We start from the raw sequence: 16,745 nt of genomic DNA on the forward strand, positions 1-16,745 counted from the left end.
ATGAAATAAATAAGAATCAAGAGGTTAGAACTAAGTCTAACCTCTTGATCGTTATATCAATTATTCAGTAACTTCTACTTCTTCTTCAGAACTAGCAACTGGCGCTACATTTTTATCGTATTGAACGTCACTATAACGTCTCATACCTGTACCAGCTGGGATAAGTTTACCAATAATAACATTTTCTTTAAGACCAAGTAAGTCATCGCGTTTACCTTTAATAGCTGCATCAGTAAGAACACGAGTTGTTTCTTGGAATGAAGCTGCAGATAAGAAGCTTTCTGTTTCAAGAGAAGCTTTTGTAATACCAAGCAATACTGGCTTAGCAGTTGCAGGGCGTTTACGTTCTTTAAATGCATCTCTGTTAGCGTCAGTAAAGTTGTGAATATCAACTAATGAACCAGGTAATAACTTAGTATCTCCTGCTTCGATGATACGTACTTTACGTAACATTTGTCTAACCATAACCTCAACGTGTTTATCATCAATTTCAACACCTTGCATACGGTAAACTTTTTGTACTTCTTTTAATAAGTAGCTTTCTGTAGCATTTAAACCAGCAACTGATAAGTAGTTTTTCGGTTCGATTGAACCTTCAGTTAATACTTCACCACGTTCAACTGATTGTCCTACTTCCACTTTAAGTCTAGAAGTACCTGAAGCTAGATAAGATCTAGTTTCATTTTCACCTTTAACAACAATTTCTTGTTGACGGTCTTTCGCTAATTTAATATCTTCTACTACACCTTCGATTTCAGTGATTACCGCTTGACCTTTAGGGTTACGGGCTTCAAAGATCTCTTGGATACGTGGAAGACCTTGAGTGATATCGCTTCCGGCTACCCCACCTGTATGGAAGGTACGCATTGTAAGCTGTGTACCTGGTTCACCGATTGATTGGGCAGCGATTGTACCAACTGCTTCACCAACTTCAACTTTTTCACCTGTTGCAAGGTTTTTACCATAACATTTTTCACATACACCATGACGTGTATTACAAGTGAATGCTGAGCGGATATACATTTGTTCGATACCAGCATCAGTAATTTTCTTAGCGATTTCCGCAGTAATTAATTCGTCTGGGCGAATAATAACTTCATCTGTTTCAGGGTGACGAATTGTTTCTTTTGAATAACGTCCTTCGATACGTTCAATGAATGGTTCAATCATTTCTGTACCTTCTTTGATGTCAGAAACAAGTAAGCCACGGTCAGTACCACAATCTTCTTCACGTACAATAACATCTTGCGCAACGTCAACAAGACGACGAGTAAGGTAACCTGAGTCAGCTGTTTTAAGTGCTGTATCGGCAAGACCTTTACGCGCACCATGAGTAGAGATGAAGTACTCTAACACTGTTAAACCTTCACGGAATGATGAAGTGATTGGTAATTCAATGATTTTTCCTGATGGTGCAGCCATTAATCCACGCATACCAGCTAACTGAGTAAAGTTAGATGCGTTACCACGGGCACCAGAGTCACTCATCATGAAGATTGGGTTTGTTTTTTCAAGTGATTGCATTAATTCACCTTGAATTTGATCTTTAGCATCTGTCCAAATTTCAACGACAGCATTGTATCTTTCTTCTTCAGTGATTAAACCACGATTGAATTGTTTAGTCACACGTTCAACTAATTTTTCATGTTCATCTAGGATATCTTTTTTATCTGGTAATACCACGATATCAGATACACCAACAGTAATACCCGCTTTAGATGAGAACTTGAATCCTAAGTCTTTCATACGGTCAAGCATCATAGATGTATCAGTAATACTGAATCTGTTGAATACTTCAGCGATGATATTACCTAAGAATTTTTTATTGAATGGTTCAATTAATTCTTTAGTTTCAAAGAATTCTTTTAATCCGCCTTCACCTAACTCTGTTGGGTCAACAAAGTATTTATCAGGTGTTGTTCCCTCAAGGTTAGTTTGAGTTGGCTCGTTAATATAAGCAAATGAATCAGGTATGATTTCATTAAAGATAATTTTACCTACTGATGTAGCTAAGATTTTCTTATTTTGCTCCTCAGTGAATGTCGGATTATTGAATGAACTTGCATGAACACCAATTCTAGTGTGTAAGTGAACATATCCATTTGCATAAGCTTTTAATACTTCGTTTGTATCATTATAGATAGTACCAGTATTAACTGCGTCTGCACGTTCAAGTGTTAAGTAGTAGTTACCTAATACCATATCCTGAGATGGTGTAACAACTGGTTTACCATCTTTAGGGTTTAAGATATTTTGAGCAGCTAACATTAACATACGTGCTTCAGCTTGCGCTTCTTTAGATAATGGAACGTGAACCGCCATTTGGTCACCATCAAAGTCAGCGTTATATGCTGTAGTAACAAGTGGGTGTAGACGGATTGCACGACCTTCTACCAATGTTGGTTCGAATGCTTGGATACCTAATCTGTGAAGCGTAGGCGCACGGTTAAGTAGTACTGGGTGTTCTACGATAACTTCTTCTAAAACGTCCCAAACTTCGTCATCCATGCGTTCAATTTTACTTTTAGCATTTTTGATATTTGTTGCAATTTCACGTTGAACTAACTCTTTCATAACGAAAGGTTTAAATAATTCTAGCGCCATTTCTTTAGGTAATCCACATTGATACATTTTCAGACTTGGACCTACTGCGATAACGGAACGACCTGAATAGTCAACACGTTTACCAAGTAAGTTTTGACGGAAACGACCTTGTTTACCTTTTAACATATGTGACAATGATTTTAATGGACGGTTACCTGGTCCAGTTACAGGACGGCCACGACGACCATTATCGATTAAAGCATCAACAGCTTCTTGTAACATACGTTTTTCGTTTTGAACAATGATTCCAGGTGCACCAAGATCTAATAAACGTTTCAAACGGTTATTACGGTTAATAACACGTCTATATAAATCGTTTAAGTCACTTGTAGCAAAACGTCCACCGTCTAATTGAACCATTGGACGGATTTCAGGTGGAATGATAGGAAGTACATCTAAAATCATCCATGCTGGATCATTACCAGAGTTACGGAATGATTCAACAACTTCTAAACGTTTAATAGCACGAGTAAGTCTTTGTCCTGTTGCAGATTCTAATTCATCACGTAAGATTTTTAATTCTTCATCTAAGTCAATTTCAGATAACAAGTCTCTGATACCTTCAGCACCCATTTTAGCTACAAATTGACCTGGATATTTATCATAATAATCTCTGAATTCTGCTTCAGATAATAAAGTTTTCTTTTCTAAACCTGTTGGACCTGGATCAACAACAACATAAGAAGCAAAATAAATAACTTCTTCTAATGCTCTTGGAGACATATCTAATAAAAGGCCCATACGGCTTGGAATACCTTTGAAGTACCAAATGTGTGATACTGGTGCTGCTAATTCGATGTGTCCCATTCTTTCACGACGTACTTTAGACTTCGTTACTTCAACACCACATCTATCACAGACCATACCTTTATAGCGTACACGTTTGTATTTACCGCAACTACATTCCCAATCTTTAGTTGGTCCAAATATTCTTTCACAGAAAAGACCGTCTTTTTCAGGTTTTAACGTACGATAGTTAATTGTTTCAGGCTTCTTAACTTCACCATAAGACCATGAACGAATCTTTTCAGGTGAAGCTAATCCTATTTTCATATAATGGAAATTATTTACATCAATCAAGGAGCCTACCTCCTTCAATTTAGATTAGCTGTGCTATTTGATTGATTTACATTTATAGTATATAGAATTTGAGAAAGGTAGGAGCGACATTTAAAATCGCTCCACCTCTATCATTCTAATTATCTTAAGTGCATATTAATCAGTAGTTTCTTTTTGTGATTCTGGCGCATCTTTTTGTTGTAAATCTACTTTGCGTTCTGTTACATCTTCATCTTCAATGTCGGCCATTTCGATTTCGTTATCTTGCTCATCCATCACTTTGACGTCTAATCCTAAACTTTGTAATTCTTTCATCAATACTCGGAATGATTCAGGAACATTTGGTCTAGAGATATTTTCACCTTTAACAATAGATTCGTATGTTTTAACACGACCTACTGTATCATCTGATTTATAAGTCAAGATTTCTTGTAATGTGTATGCAGCACCATATGCTTCAAGTGCCCATACCTCCATCTCACCGAAACGTTGTCCACCAAATTGTGCTTTACCACCTAGTGGTTGTTGCGTTACTAATGAGTATGGACCAGTTGAACGCGCATGTAATTTATCGTCAACCATGTGTGCAAGTTTAAGCATGTACATAACACCTACTGAAATACGGTTGTCGAATGGTTCACCAGTTCGACCATCGTATAATACAGTTTTACCGTCACGTGCCATGCCAGCTTCTTCAATAGTTGACCATACGTCATCATCATTAGCACCATCGAATACTGGAGATGCAACATGGATGCCTAAGTTTTTAGCAGCCATACCTAAATGTAATTCAAGAACTTGTCCGATGTTCATACGTGATGGTACACCTAGTGGGTTTAACATGATGTCAATTGGACGTCCGTCTGGTAAATATGGCATATCTTCTTCTGGAACGATTTTTGAGATGACACCTTTATTACCATGACGACCACACATTTTATCTCCGACGTGAATTTTACGTTTTTGAACGATGTAAACACGTACTAATTGGTTAACACCTGGTGATAATGTGTCGTCTCCTTCTTCACGATTGAAGACTTTAACATCTAATACGATACCGCCAGCACCGTGTGGTACACGTAATGATGTATCACGTACTTCACGTGCTTTTTCACCAAAGATAGCATGTAATAATCTTTCTTCAGCTGTAAGCTCTGTAACCCCTTTAGGCGTTACTTTACCTACTAAGATATCTCCATCTTTAACTTCAGCACCGACATATACAATACCACGTTCGTCTAAGTTTTTAAGTGCACTTTCAGAAACGTTAGGAATATCACGAGTAATTTCTTCAGGTCCTAGTTTAGTATCACGTGCTTCTGATTCATATTCTTCAATATGGATAGAAGTGTATACGTCATCTTTAACTAGACGCTCACTCATGATAACAGCATCCTCATAGTTGTAACCATCCCATGTCATGAATCCTACAACTACGTTACGACCTAAGGCCATTTCACCTAATTCCATTGAAGGACCATCGGCTAAGATTTCGTTGTATTCAACAATGTCACCTGCAGCAACAATTGGGCGTTGGTTGTAACATGTACCTGAGTTTGAACGTTTGAATTTCGCTAATGGATAGCGATCTAATTCACCTTCATACTCTTGGCCGTCTTGTTCTACTAATCGACGTACTAAGATTTCATTAGACTCAACATGTTCAACACGACCTCTGTGGTTAGCTGTAATTGCCGCACCAGAGTCACGCGCAGCAACATGCTCCATACCTGTACCAACGAATGGTGCTTCAGGATTCATCAATGGTACTGCTTGACGTTGCATGTTCGCACCCATTAATGCACGGTTAGAGTCATCGTTTTCTAAGAATGGAATACAAGCTGTAGCGGCTGAAACAACCTGCTTAGGTGAAACGTCCATGTAATCCATTTTTTCTTTAGCCATTACTGTGTTATTACCACGGAAACGACAAACTACTTCATCATCTATGAAACGTCCGTTTTCATCTAAACGTGAGTTCGCTTGGGCAACAACATAACTATCTTCTTCGTCAGCAGTTAAATAATCGATTTGGTCTGTAATCGCATTAGTGTCTAAATCCACTTTACGATATGGTGTTTCAATGAAACCAAATTCGTTTACACGTGCATAACTAGATAATGAGTTGATTAATCCAATGTTTGGACCCTCTGGCGTTTCAATTGGACACATACGACCATAGTGAGAATAGTGTACGTCACGTACCTCCATTTGTGCACGTTCACGTGTTAAACCACCAGGTCCTAAAGCAGATAAACGACGTTTATGTGTCAACTCTGCTAATGGGTTAGCTTGGTCCATGAATTGTGATAATTGAGAACTACCAAAGAATTCTTTTATTGATGCAATAACTGGGCGAATATTGATTAATTGTTGTGGTGTGATTGAATCAGTGTCTTGAATAGACATTCTTTCACGTACCACACGCTCCATTCTTGATAAACCAATACGGAATTGGTTTTGTAATAGTTCGCCTACTGAACGTAAACGACGATTACCTAAATGGTCAATATCGTCTGTATAACCAATACCACTTAATAAGTTAAAGAAGTAACTCATTGAAGCAATGATGTCAGCTGGCGTAATACATTTAACTTCAGAATCCGGTAATGCATTACCGATCACTGTAGTTGTACGACCTTCATCATCATTTGGAACATATACTTTAATTGATTGAATTTCAACTGGTTCATCAATAACTGTTCCTTCTAGTTCGAACACTTCACTATTAGCATTTGCTTCTAATACATCCATGATCTCGTCTAACTTACGACGATCAAGAACTGTACCTTCTTCAACAACAATTTCACCCGTTTCACTATTAACAATTGGTTCTGCTAATTTTTGATTGAATAAACGGTGTTTTAAGTGAAGTTTTTTATTAGCTTTATAACGACCAACGCTTGCTAAGTCATAACGTTTTGGATCGAAGAAACGTGAATATAATAAACTTTTAGCATTTTCAACTGTTGGTGGTTCGCCAGGGCGTAAACGCTCATAAATTTCTAATAATGCTTGTTCAGTATTTTCAGTACCATCTTTTTCAAGCGTATTGCGTAAGTATTCACTGTCGCCAAGTAAATCAACGATTTCTTGGTCACTAGAGAAACCTAATGCTCTTAACAATACAGTTAATGGTAATTTACGAGTTCTATCAATACGTACATAAACTACATCTTTAGCATCAGTTTCATATTCTAACCATGCACCACGGTTAGGAATGATAGTTGCATCGTAGTTTTCACGTCCGTTTTTATCAAGTTTTTCATTGAAATATACGGATGGTGAACGTACTAATTGTGATACGATAACACGTTCTGCACCATTAATTACAAATGTACCTGTATCAGTCATTAATGGGAAATCACCCATAAATACTTCTTGCTCTTTCACTTCGCCAGTTTCTTTAATAATAAGACGTACTTTTACACGAAGAGGTGCAGCATAAGTAGCGTCACGGTTTTTTGATTCTTCTAAGTCGTATTTTGGTTCACCTAATCTATAATCTACAAATTCTAAAGATAGGTTTCCTGTGAAATCTTCAATCGGAGAAATGTCTCTAAACATTTCTAATAAACCTTCTTTAAGGAACCAATCGTAAGATTTTGTTTGAATTTCTATTAAGTTCGGTAATTCTAATACTTCTGAAATTCTCGCGTAGTTTCTACGTTTACGATGTCTTCCATATTGGACAACTTGACCTGCCAAACAGATTCACCCCTCAAAAATTGTGTGGGTTGCTTTTACTAATAAAACAAAGAGTGCCACAAGATTTAAAGACAAAAAGAAAACGGCAACACTTCAGATGACACCATTTTCTATTCTATATTTATCTTGATTTACTTATTTGTTTTTGCGTAAAAGTACACACTTATTGAACATAAATTTTTACATTTTATAACTATATCAGAATAATACTATTAAATCAAGCTTTTACGCTTTTCAATATATAGTATCCTTTACTTTTATTCACAACTTCCACATTGTTAAATAATTCATCCATTTTCTTTTTAGCTGAAGGCATACCTTGTTTTTTTTGAATAACAACAAATAATTCGCCATTACTTTTCAATTTTTGATACGCTTCTTCAAAAATACGATGAACGACAGTTTTGCCCGCCCTGATTGGCGGATTTGTTAACACAAAATCAAATTGGTTATTATCAACCTGAGTCATACCATCACTTTCGAAAATATCCGCATTTTCAATATGATTTTTCTTTTTATTCTTTTTAGCTAATTCTAATGCTCTACGATTGACGTCTAACATTGTAATATGGTGATGTGGTGATACTTTAGCAATCATTAGTCCAATTGGACCATATCCACAACCTACATCAGCAATTGTTTTACTCGGTCCAGGAGGATTTGCTTTCAAGAATGTTTGGATTAGTAAATCAGATCCAAAATCCACTTTATCTCTAGAAAACACACCATTATCTGTTATTAAATTAATAGAATGTTGATAACATTCATAAGTAATTTGTTTTTCATCACTTTTTACTTCCGGATTTTCGTCGTAGTAATGACTCATGTCTTCACCTCTATCAGTCTTTTGCATTCCTATTATTCTAAATTTAGCTATAAATGAATTAAAAACCCCGTTATCGCGATAACGGGGTTTTTAACTTCTCAAAGAATGTGATTACGATTTAAAAATCAATAACCATATTATTTAGTTAGGAAACTAGAACTATTTTAATTCTACTGTAGCTCCAACTTCTTCTAATTGTTCTTTAAGTTTTTCAGCGTCTTCTTTAGGCATAGCTTCTTTGATTACTTTAGGAGCTCCGTCTACTAATTCTTTAGCATCTTTTAATCCTAAGCCAGTTGCTTCTTTAACAGCTTTAACAACTTTGATTTTTGAAGATCCAGCTGAAGTTAATTCAACATCAAATTCAGTTTTTTCAGCTGCTGCTTCTCCGCCGCCAGCTGCACCTGCTGCTGCTACTGGAGCTGCTGCAGTTACACCAAATTCTTCTTCAATTGCTTTTACTAAATCGTTTAATTCTAAAACTGACATTTCTTTAATTGCTTCAATGATTTGTTCTTGATTAGCCATTTTATAATTCCTCCGTTATTTTTAATTTTTTATGCGCAATTATTCAGCGCTTTCTTCTTTTTGTTCTCCAACAGCTTTAACCGCATAAGCGAAGTTGCGTACTGGAGCTTGTAATACAGATAAAAGCATAGATACAAGACCGTCGTGTGAAGGTAATGAACCAACAGTTTTAACTTCTTCTGCTGAAATAACATTTCCTTCCATAACGCCTGATTTAACTTCTAAAGCTTCATGTTCTTTAGCAAATCCTGCAATAACTTTTGCTGGAGCTACAACATCTTCTGTTGAAGTTGCAATAGCAGTTGGACCTGTTAAGAATTCATCTAAGCCTTCGATTCCAGCTTTTTCAGCTGCGCGACGTACCATTGTGTTTTTGTATACTTTATACTCAACACCAGCTTCACGTAATTGTTTACGTAATTCAGTAACTTCAGCTACTGTTAATCCACGGTAGTCAACGATCACTGTTGAAACTGAGTTTTTAAGTTGATCAGCAATAGTATCAACTAATTGTTTTTTAGCTTCAATGATAGCAGACATTCAGACACCTCCATTTAGTATTTTTCGGTGCTTTTTTTAAGATTAATAAAAAAAGCACTTTCTACCCACGGCAAAAAGTGCTTGAAAGTTTAATAGTCACGTTCAAGTCAATTTTAGCCTCGGCAGGATCGGTTTTTAAGTTATCAAATAACTCCTACTGTCTTAGGTAAAATAATCACAATAATTAATATAACCGTTTAATTGTAATATGTCAATATATTTTTAGAAACTCTTTGCATTTTAATGCTTAGAGTTTCTTATGCATGAGCTATGCTCAGGCACTCCTTAATCTAATGCATTTTAATGCTTAGAGTTTCTTATGCATGAACCTTGCTCAGGCGCTCCTTAATTCAATGCATTTTAATGCTTGTCGATTTTAGGAATAATTCTAGCATCTCCTGCATAGCATTAACTCGAATACAATCATTTTACACTGCTTATAAAAATTATCAATTATCTTTTTTTCAAAAATCAAGCCTAGAACATAAACTGTTCTAGGCTTAATGTAATTTAAATATATTTAAATTATAGTTTGAATGAAGCAGTATCAACTTTTACTCCAGGACCCATTGTTGTTGTAACAGCAACAGATTTGAAGTAAGTACCTTTAGATGAAGATGGTTTAGCTTTTGCTAATACATCTTGTAAGGCTTTGAAGTTTTCAACTAATTTTTCATCGCTAAATGAAACTTTACCGATAGAAGCATGTACGATACCAGCTTTTTCAGCACGATATTCAACTTTACCAGCTTTGATTTCTTCAACAGCTTTTTTAACATCCATAGTTACAGTACCAGTTTTAGGGTTTGGCATTAAACCTTTAGGTCCTAATACACGACCAAGTTTACCAACTTCGCCCATCATGTCTGGAGTAGCAACTACTACGTCAAAGTCAAACCAACCTTGTTGGATTTTTTGTACGTAATCAGATTCACCTACGTAATCTGCGCCTGCTTCTTCAGCTTCAGTGATTTTGTCACCTTTTGCGAATACTAATACACGTTGTGATTTACCAGTTCCGTTTGGTAGCACGACTGCACCACGGATTTGTTGGTCATTTTTACGTGTATCAATTCCTAAACGGAATGCAACTTCAACTGATGCGTCAAAGTTAGCAATGCTTGTTTCTTTAGCTAATTTGATTGCTTCTTCAACACTATAGTATTGAGTACGGTCAACTTTATTAGCTGCTTCTTGATACTTTTTACCTTTTTTAGCCATTTATTGTTCCTCCTTTAGTGGTTTTAGCGGAATTTCCTCCCACATTTACTTGTGTTAGCCACAAGTTAAGAGCAGATAACAGATAGTTTCTTCTTCAAATCAGTCATAGAGACCAAAGTGCAATAAGATGTCATAGACAATATGGATTGTTTACCTATTCTGTTACCTGCTTTTATCGTCTAAATCAGTTCATTTCAAATTAAATTTGATTGCTTATTATTCTACAGTGATTCCCATACTACGAGCAGTACCTTCGATAATACGCATAGCTGCTTCTTCGTCAGCAGCATTTAAGTCTTGCATTTTGCTGTTAGCAATTTCACGTACTTGATCTTTAGTTACTGAAGCAACTTTGTTTTTGTTAGGTTCGCCTGAACCTTTTTCAACGCCAGCTGCTTTTTTAAGTAGTACTGGAGCCGGTGGAGTTTTTGTAATGAATGTAAATGAACGGTCTTCATATACACTAATTTCTACCGGAATGATTAAACCTGCTTGTTCTTGAGTACGTGCATTGAACTCTTTACAGAATCCCATAATATTCACACCTGCTTGACCTAATGCTGGACCAACTGGTGGTGCTGGATTTGCTTTACCTGCAGGAATTTGTAATTTAACTACTTTTTCTACTTTTTTAGCCACGATGTGCACCTCCTTGATATCGTGATGTGGTCACAGGGCTCAGTTTTGCCCTCCCACTCTTAACATTTCGTGACGAAATGAACGCTCTAAAAGCGCGACCACATTATTTTAACACTTTTTTATTTCAAAAAGCAATAGTAAAATTTCAACTTTTACATTTAAAAACGTTAATTTATCTCACTATAATTTTTCGATTTGATCGAATTCTACTTCTACTGGTGTTTCACGTCCAAACATGTCAACTAATACTGTTAATTTGAATTTTTCCGCTTCAATCTCTTGAACTTCTCCGACTTGGTTTGCGAATGGTCCAGATTTAATACGTACTTGCTCTCCAACATCTAACTCGACATCGATTGTTTTTTCTTTTAATCCCATTTGTTTAAGTATAAAGCGAACTTCTTCTGGAAGTAATGGGTTAGGTTTTGAACCAGCTCCAGCTGAACCGACAAATCCAGTCACACCTGGTGTATTTCTTACTACGTACCATGACTCATCTGTCATTACAAGTTCAACTAGTACATAACCAGGGAATGTTTTCTTCACAAGTTTTTTTGCTTTACCGTCTTTAACTTGTGTTTCTTCTTCTTCAGGTATGACAACTCTAAAGATTTGTTCTGTCATATTCATTGATTCTACTCTTTTTTCAAGATTCTTTTTAACTTTATTTTCATATCCTGAGTATGTATGCACTGCATACCAACGCTTTGCGCCTACTTCTTCAGACATGTCGCCACTCCTAACCTATTAATAAATTTTTCAATGCTGTAATTCCTAAATCTAAGGCATAGAAAAAGACTAAGAAGAATATTACTGTTGATACTACAATAACAGTATATTTAAACAATTCTTCTTTAGTTGGCCAACTCGTCTTTTCCATTTCTGATTTTACACCTTGAAAAAAGCTTTCTTTTTTAGCCACTAATAAAACCTCCAAATCTTTCAACAATAGTCATTAATATTTGAATATCGTTTATTTTGATTCTTTATGTACTGTATGAGCATTGCATCTTGAACAGTATTTCTTAAGGGTCAATCGTACTGCTGAACCTTCTTTTTTGGGTACATGATAATTTCTATTGCCACACTCTTCACAATTCAAGGGTACTTTTTTCACTTTCATTCACCTTTACTCATTAATATACCAGTCTACTATACATAAATCTAAATATGAATGTCAAACTGATAAATGACTATCACAGTAAGTATTTGTGGGTATAGACTGTTGTCGCACTACACTATTATTTTAATTTATATTCTAAATGATGTCTTATTTTCATTTTACAACGTTGTATCGCATTGTAAACTACTTTGTCTTTTATACCTAGTAAATGTGCGATTTCTTTTGGTTTATAACCTTTACTATAAAATTCAAATACTTCTCGTTCTTGTTTAGTTAATTTCTCACACGCCGTGTTCAATAGTTTGATTGCTTCACATGTTAATATTTCTCTTTCAACTCGATCCCGATTAAGCAGGTTCGTTTGATATTCAACCACAGCATCATTAACTACATTCGTATATCGCTTCTGTTGAGTGTAATGCCGTCGATAGTAATCACATTTAACTGATTTGATGAGCCGCGATATATATTTTATAAACGAATCATCATATTGAAAATGATGGCGCTCAAGCGCTAGATATATTTTGATGAGCACTTCTTGATAAAGGTCGTCTTTTTCAAAATCATTTTGAGAAATATAATTAATTCTTCTCATAATAAAAGAATTGAATTGTTGAAGTATCGCTTTTAATTCTATATCTAATTGTTGTGACTTTGACAATAATAATTGTTGTTTCAAGTTGTTATTCTTATGTGTCATATCTTAGTTGCCTTTCAAAATTTTAAGGCTATTCTATATGAAACACTATCTAAATAACAATATTGCTAAATCAGTCTTTTTTATGGTTTCCTCTTCGTATTTTTTCAAATTCTGCAAGTATATCTTCTGATAGCGGAATTCGAGTTCTTGGTTTAGTTTCTGTAATATCTTCGAGGGATTTACTCACCGTTATTTGATTTTCTCTCAAATCTCTCCACATTTCTCTCGAAGATACGCGATAAGCACCTGAACCAAAAATAGCATGTTGTTCACTCATATCACTCGTCACAACTGTAATATGCGTTGTATGTTTATCGTATAATTCATATACATATCGTTCAATAAAACTATCTGCTGTTTCCTTTTCTTTAGTAAATACAGTTTTCACGCCATGATACATGTATTCTCTTTCTATGCCAGATTGTTCATACGCATCAAAGACACAAACAATTTCATCGGCAATAACAGCATTATAGTTTGCTATTGCATCAATGAGTTGTTCTCTCGCCTCTTCTAAGTTTTCTTTGGCGATTTTACTTAATGTTGGTGATTGGCCAATCATGTTATACCCATCAATTATTAAATAACGTTCTTTCATTATTTATCTCCGTTCGAGTGTCTTTTACGGAATACCTCATACATCATTAAACTAGCAGCAACAGATGCATTTAAACTATTCACATGACCGACCATAGGAATTTTAATATAAAAATCACATTTATCACTTACTAATCTACTCATACCTTGCCCTTCACTACCAATTACAATTGCTAATGACATATCAGCTTCTAAATCTCTATAATCCGTTGCGTTATTCGCTTCGGTACCTGCAACCCAAAAACCATTGTTTTTTAATTCATCAATCGTTTTGGCTAAGTTTGTCACTCTAATCACTGGCACATGTTGAATAGCACCTGTAGATGCTTTAGCAACAGTTTGAGTTAATGAAACAGAACGACGTTTAGGGATAATCACCCCATCCACACCTGATGCGTCAGCCGTTCTTAATATTGATCCAAGATTATGCGGATCTTCTAACCCATCTAGAATGATAACGGTAGATAAACCATCTTTTTCTTGTTGTTGCTTCAAAAACTGATCAAAATCTGCGTATTCATATGGTGCTACTAATGCTGCTACGCCCTGATGAGGTGCAGTTGATAAAAAATCTAATTTGGATTTTGGTACTGTTTGTACAATTAGTTTTTGATCTTTTGCATTTTTTAAAATGTCGTTAATTTGTTGTTTTTTTATACCGTCTTGAATCAAAATTTTATTTATAGAATGACCTGAAATAATAGCTTCCTTTACTGCATGTCTACCAACGATGACTATATCTTCCACGTACTCACGACCTCTCGTTAACTATTTCTATGATTTTATCTAGTAATACCTTTAATCTTTCTTCTCTATGTTCTAGATACAAAAAGCCAATTACCGCTTCTAATGCAGAACTTTTACGATACGTTTGAACGTCTGTATTTTTAGCTTTAGTATAACTTTTAGCATTGCGCCCTCTCTTTAATATATCCATTTCTTCTTCAGTAAACCATGGTTCCTCAATAAGTGTTTCAAGTGTCTGCGCTTGGCTTTTAGCTGAGACATATAACTTAGACATTTGATGTAATCGATTGGGTTTACTTCGCAATTTGAGTACGATATATTTTCGAACATGCTGATCTAAAACGGCATCTCCCATATAAGCTAATGTTAACGGGTTCAGTAATTTAATATTCATATTATCCACGTTTAAATCTAACACCTTGAGGGGTATCTTCTAATATAATATTCTGCTCTTTTAAATGGTCTCTAATTTCATCAGCACGTGCGAAGTCTTTATTTTTGCGAGCTTCATTTCGCTCTTCTATTAATTGCTCTATTTCTTCATCTAATAAATCATCTTGTTGGTTGCCTTTTAGCGGAACACCTAAGACGTCACTGAATATTTGATATACTTCTTTGAATTGAGCAATTACTTTAGATGATGTTACATTTTCTAAAACATATCTATTCGCTAATTTGGCTAAATCATACCATGCAGTCACTGCATTAGCAGTGTTAAAATCATCATCCATTACAGCTTCAAAGTTCTCTAATATTTGATCAATTTGATTGATATATTCTTCTTGATTATCTATATCTGTCGCAATAGCTTCTCTTTCTTCGATAAGTTGATAGCTATTTCTAATACGTTCAAGTCCACTTTTAGCAGCACTCACAAGTTCTAAATTATAGTTGATTGGGCTACGATAATGAACACTAATCATAAAGAATCTTAATACGTCTGGGTCAATTTCTTTGATAATATCATGTACTAAAATAAAGTTGCCTAATGACTTACTCATTTTTTCATTATCAATATTGATAAAGCCATTATGCATCCAATAGTTGGCAAATGGAGCATGGTTATGTGCTTCAGATTGTGCAATTTCATTTTCATGGTGAGGGAATTGTAAATCTGATCCACCTGCATGAATATCAATAGTTGGACCAAGTTCATGAAACGCCATTACTGAACATTCTATATGCCAGCCTGGTCGACCTTCTCCAAATGGACTTTCCCAACTAATTTCACCTGGCTTAGCCTTTTTCCATAAAGTGAAATCAAGTGCATCTTCCTTCTGATCGCCTGCTTCGATACGTGCACCTACTTTTAAATCATCAATTGATTGATGACTTAACTTACCGTAGTCTTTAAATTGACGTGTTCTAAAATAGACATCCCCATTACTTTCATATGCATATCCTTCATCTACTAATTTTTTGATAAAATCAATAATCTCATCCATATGATTCATAACTCTCGGATTTGATGTTGCTTTTTTAACATTCAGTGCACCTACGTCTTCATAGAATGCCTTAATATATTTATCTGCAATTTCAGGAACACTTTCGTTTAATTCTTTTGAACGCTTGATTAATTTATCGTCGACATCTGTAAAGTTAGATACATATATCACTTCATAACCTTTATATTCAAAATATCTACGTACAACGTCATAATTTATCGCCGGTCTTGCATTTCCAATATGGATATAGTTATAAACAGTTGGACCACAAACGTACATTTTCACCTTACCTGGTTCTATTGGTTCAAATGTTTCTTTTTGACGTGTTAACGTATTATATAATGTAATCATCTTGAATCTCTCCGTTTCTTGTTTTTTCAAGTTGTCTTTCTAAGTGTTTAATTTGTTCATATAATGGATCAGGTAAATTACGATGATCGAATGTTTTACCAATACGTTTACCATCTTGTTTTACAATATGGCCTGGTATACCTACAACTGTAGAATAACTTGGTACTGATTGTAGCACTACTGAATTCGCGCCTATATTTACGTTAGAACTAATTTGAATATTACCTAAAACCTTTGATCCAGCTGCGATAAGGACATTATCACCGATATCTGGATGCCTTTTACCTTTTTCTTTACCAGTCCCACCTAAAGTTACACCTTGATATATCGTTACGTTATCTCCAATCGTGCACGTTTCACCAATAACTACGCCCATACCATGGTCGATAAATAAGCGTTTCCCAATTTTAGCCCCAGGATGAATTTCAATACCTGTAAAAAATCTAGATATTTGTGAAATAGCTCTAGCAGCTACATAACGTTGATTATTATATAATTTATGTGCGATCAAATGACTCCATACAGCATGTAATCCTGCATATGTTGTAACAACTTCAATAGTTGAGCGCGCCGCTGGATCCTGTTCAAACACCATTTTTATATCGTCTCTCATTCTTCTTAACAAAACATTCTCCCCCTTAGCTTTACAACTAATAT

16 protein-coding genes and 1 other annotated feature are annotated in these 16,745 nt (G+C 35.3%); all 16 genes read right to left on the reverse strand.

What is annotated here, in order from left to right; translation table 11 throughout:
- Positions 1–60: 60 nt before the first annotated feature.
- The 16 genes from rpoC to cysE all read right to left on the reverse strand — a co-directional run bounded on the left by rpoC (position 61) and on the right by cysE (position 16,701).
- Complete coding sequence (gene rpoC / locus P7F85_RS10945; protein WP_447158580.1) at positions 61–3,657, reverse strand: DNA-directed RNA polymerase subunit beta'; 3,597 nt, start codon at positions 3,655–3,657, stop codon at positions 61–63.
- A gap of 162 nt (positions 3,658–3,819) precedes the next feature.
- Entirely contained in the window at positions 3,820–7,371 is a 3,552-nt protein-coding gene (rpoB, locus tag P7F85_RS10950; RefSeq protein ID WP_002465563.1) for a DNA-directed RNA polymerase subunit beta, read from the reverse strand.
- A 217-nt stretch (positions 7,372–7,588) separates the two neighbouring features.
- The gene (locus tag P7F85_RS10955) at positions 7,589–8,197 is read right to left on the reverse strand and encodes a class I SAM-dependent methyltransferase (RefSeq protein WP_002465553.1); all 609 of its coding nucleotides are present in this window, start codon (positions 8,195–8,197) and stop codon (positions 7,589–7,591) included.
- Between the two features lie 159 nt (positions 8,198–8,356).
- Positions 8,357–8,725, reverse strand: coding sequence for a 50S ribosomal protein L7/L12 (gene rplL / locus P7F85_RS10960; RefSeq protein ID WP_002451217.1), 369 nt, complete (start codon positions 8,723–8,725; stop codon positions 8,357–8,359).
- Between the two features lie 39 nt (positions 8,726–8,764).
- Positions 8,765–9,265, reverse strand: a complete 501-nt coding sequence (gene rplJ, locus P7F85_RS10965) for a 50S ribosomal protein L10 (RefSeq protein WP_002451216.1) — start codon at positions 9,263–9,265, stop codon at positions 8,765–8,767.
- A gap of 39 nt (positions 9,266–9,304) precedes the next feature.
- Positions 9,305–9,450, reverse strand: a sequence feature (ribosomal protein L10 leader region).
- 340 nt (positions 9,451–9,790) lie between these two features.
- Positions 9,791–10,486 (reverse strand): 50S ribosomal protein L1, encoded by a 696-nt coding sequence (gene rplA, locus P7F85_RS10970; RefSeq protein WP_002451215.1) that lies wholly within the window; start codon positions 10,484–10,486, stop codon positions 9,791–9,793.
- Between the two features lie 216 nt (positions 10,487–10,702).
- Entirely contained in the window at positions 10,703–11,125 is a 423-nt protein-coding gene (gene rplK, locus P7F85_RS10975) for a 50S ribosomal protein L11 (protein ID WP_002451214.1), read from the reverse strand.
- Positions 11,126–11,305: 180 nt separating this feature from the next.
- Positions 11,306–11,854 carry a transcription termination/antitermination protein NusG gene (nusG, locus tag P7F85_RS10980; RefSeq protein ID WP_002451213.1) on the reverse strand — a complete coding sequence of 183 codons (549 nt, stop codon included), beginning with the start codon at positions 11,852–11,854 and terminating at the stop codon, positions 11,306–11,308.
- A 10-nt stretch (positions 11,855–11,864) separates the two neighbouring features.
- A complete protein-coding gene (gene secE / locus P7F85_RS10985) occupies positions 11,865–12,047 on the reverse strand; it encodes a preprotein translocase subunit SecE (RefSeq protein WP_002451212.1) in 183 nt (60 codons plus the stop codon).
- Positions 12,048–12,098: 51 nt separating this feature from the next.
- Positions 12,099–12,242, reverse strand: coding sequence for a 50S ribosomal protein L33 (gene rpmG, locus P7F85_RS10990; RefSeq protein ID WP_002465546.1), 144 nt, complete (start codon positions 12,240–12,242; stop codon positions 12,099–12,101).
- Positions 12,243–12,366: 124 nt separating this feature from the next.
- Entirely contained in the window at positions 12,367–12,948 is a 582-nt protein-coding gene (locus tag P7F85_RS10995; protein ID WP_002465555.1) for a sigma-70 family RNA polymerase sigma factor, read from the reverse strand.
- Positions 12,949–13,018: 70 nt separating this feature from the next.
- On the reverse strand, positions 13,019–13,546 hold the full coding sequence (locus P7F85_RS11000) for an NYN domain-containing protein (RefSeq protein WP_002465578.1): 528 nt from the start codon (positions 13,544–13,546) through the stop codon (positions 13,019–13,021).
- Positions 13,546–14,292, reverse strand: a complete 747-nt coding sequence (rlmB, locus tag P7F85_RS11005; RefSeq protein ID WP_002465583.1) for a 23S rRNA (guanosine(2251)-2'-O)-methyltransferase RlmB — start codon at positions 14,290–14,292, stop codon at positions 13,546–13,548. The genes P7F85_RS11000 and rlmB overlap by 1 nt, the downstream gene beginning before the upstream one ends.
- Before the next feature lie 4 nt (positions 14,293–14,296).
- The gene (locus P7F85_RS11010) at positions 14,297–14,686 is read right to left on the reverse strand and encodes a Mini-ribonuclease 3 (protein ID WP_031463892.1); all 390 of its coding nucleotides are present in this window, start codon (positions 14,684–14,686) and stop codon (positions 14,297–14,299) included.
- 1 nt (position 14,687) lies between these two features.
- The gene (cysS, locus tag P7F85_RS11015) at positions 14,688–16,088 is read right to left on the reverse strand and encodes a cysteine--tRNA ligase (protein WP_002465554.1); all 1,401 of its coding nucleotides are present in this window, start codon (positions 16,086–16,088) and stop codon (positions 14,688–14,690) included.
- Positions 16,072–16,701 (reverse strand): serine O-acetyltransferase, encoded by a 630-nt coding sequence (gene cysE / locus P7F85_RS11020; protein ID WP_171001928.1) that lies wholly within the window; start codon positions 16,699–16,701, stop codon positions 16,072–16,074. The genes cysS and cysE overlap by 17 nt, the downstream gene beginning before the upstream one ends.
- Positions 16,702–16,745 lie beyond the last annotated feature (44 nt).

It is taken from the genome of Staphylococcus sp. aM (genome assembly GCF_052975125.1).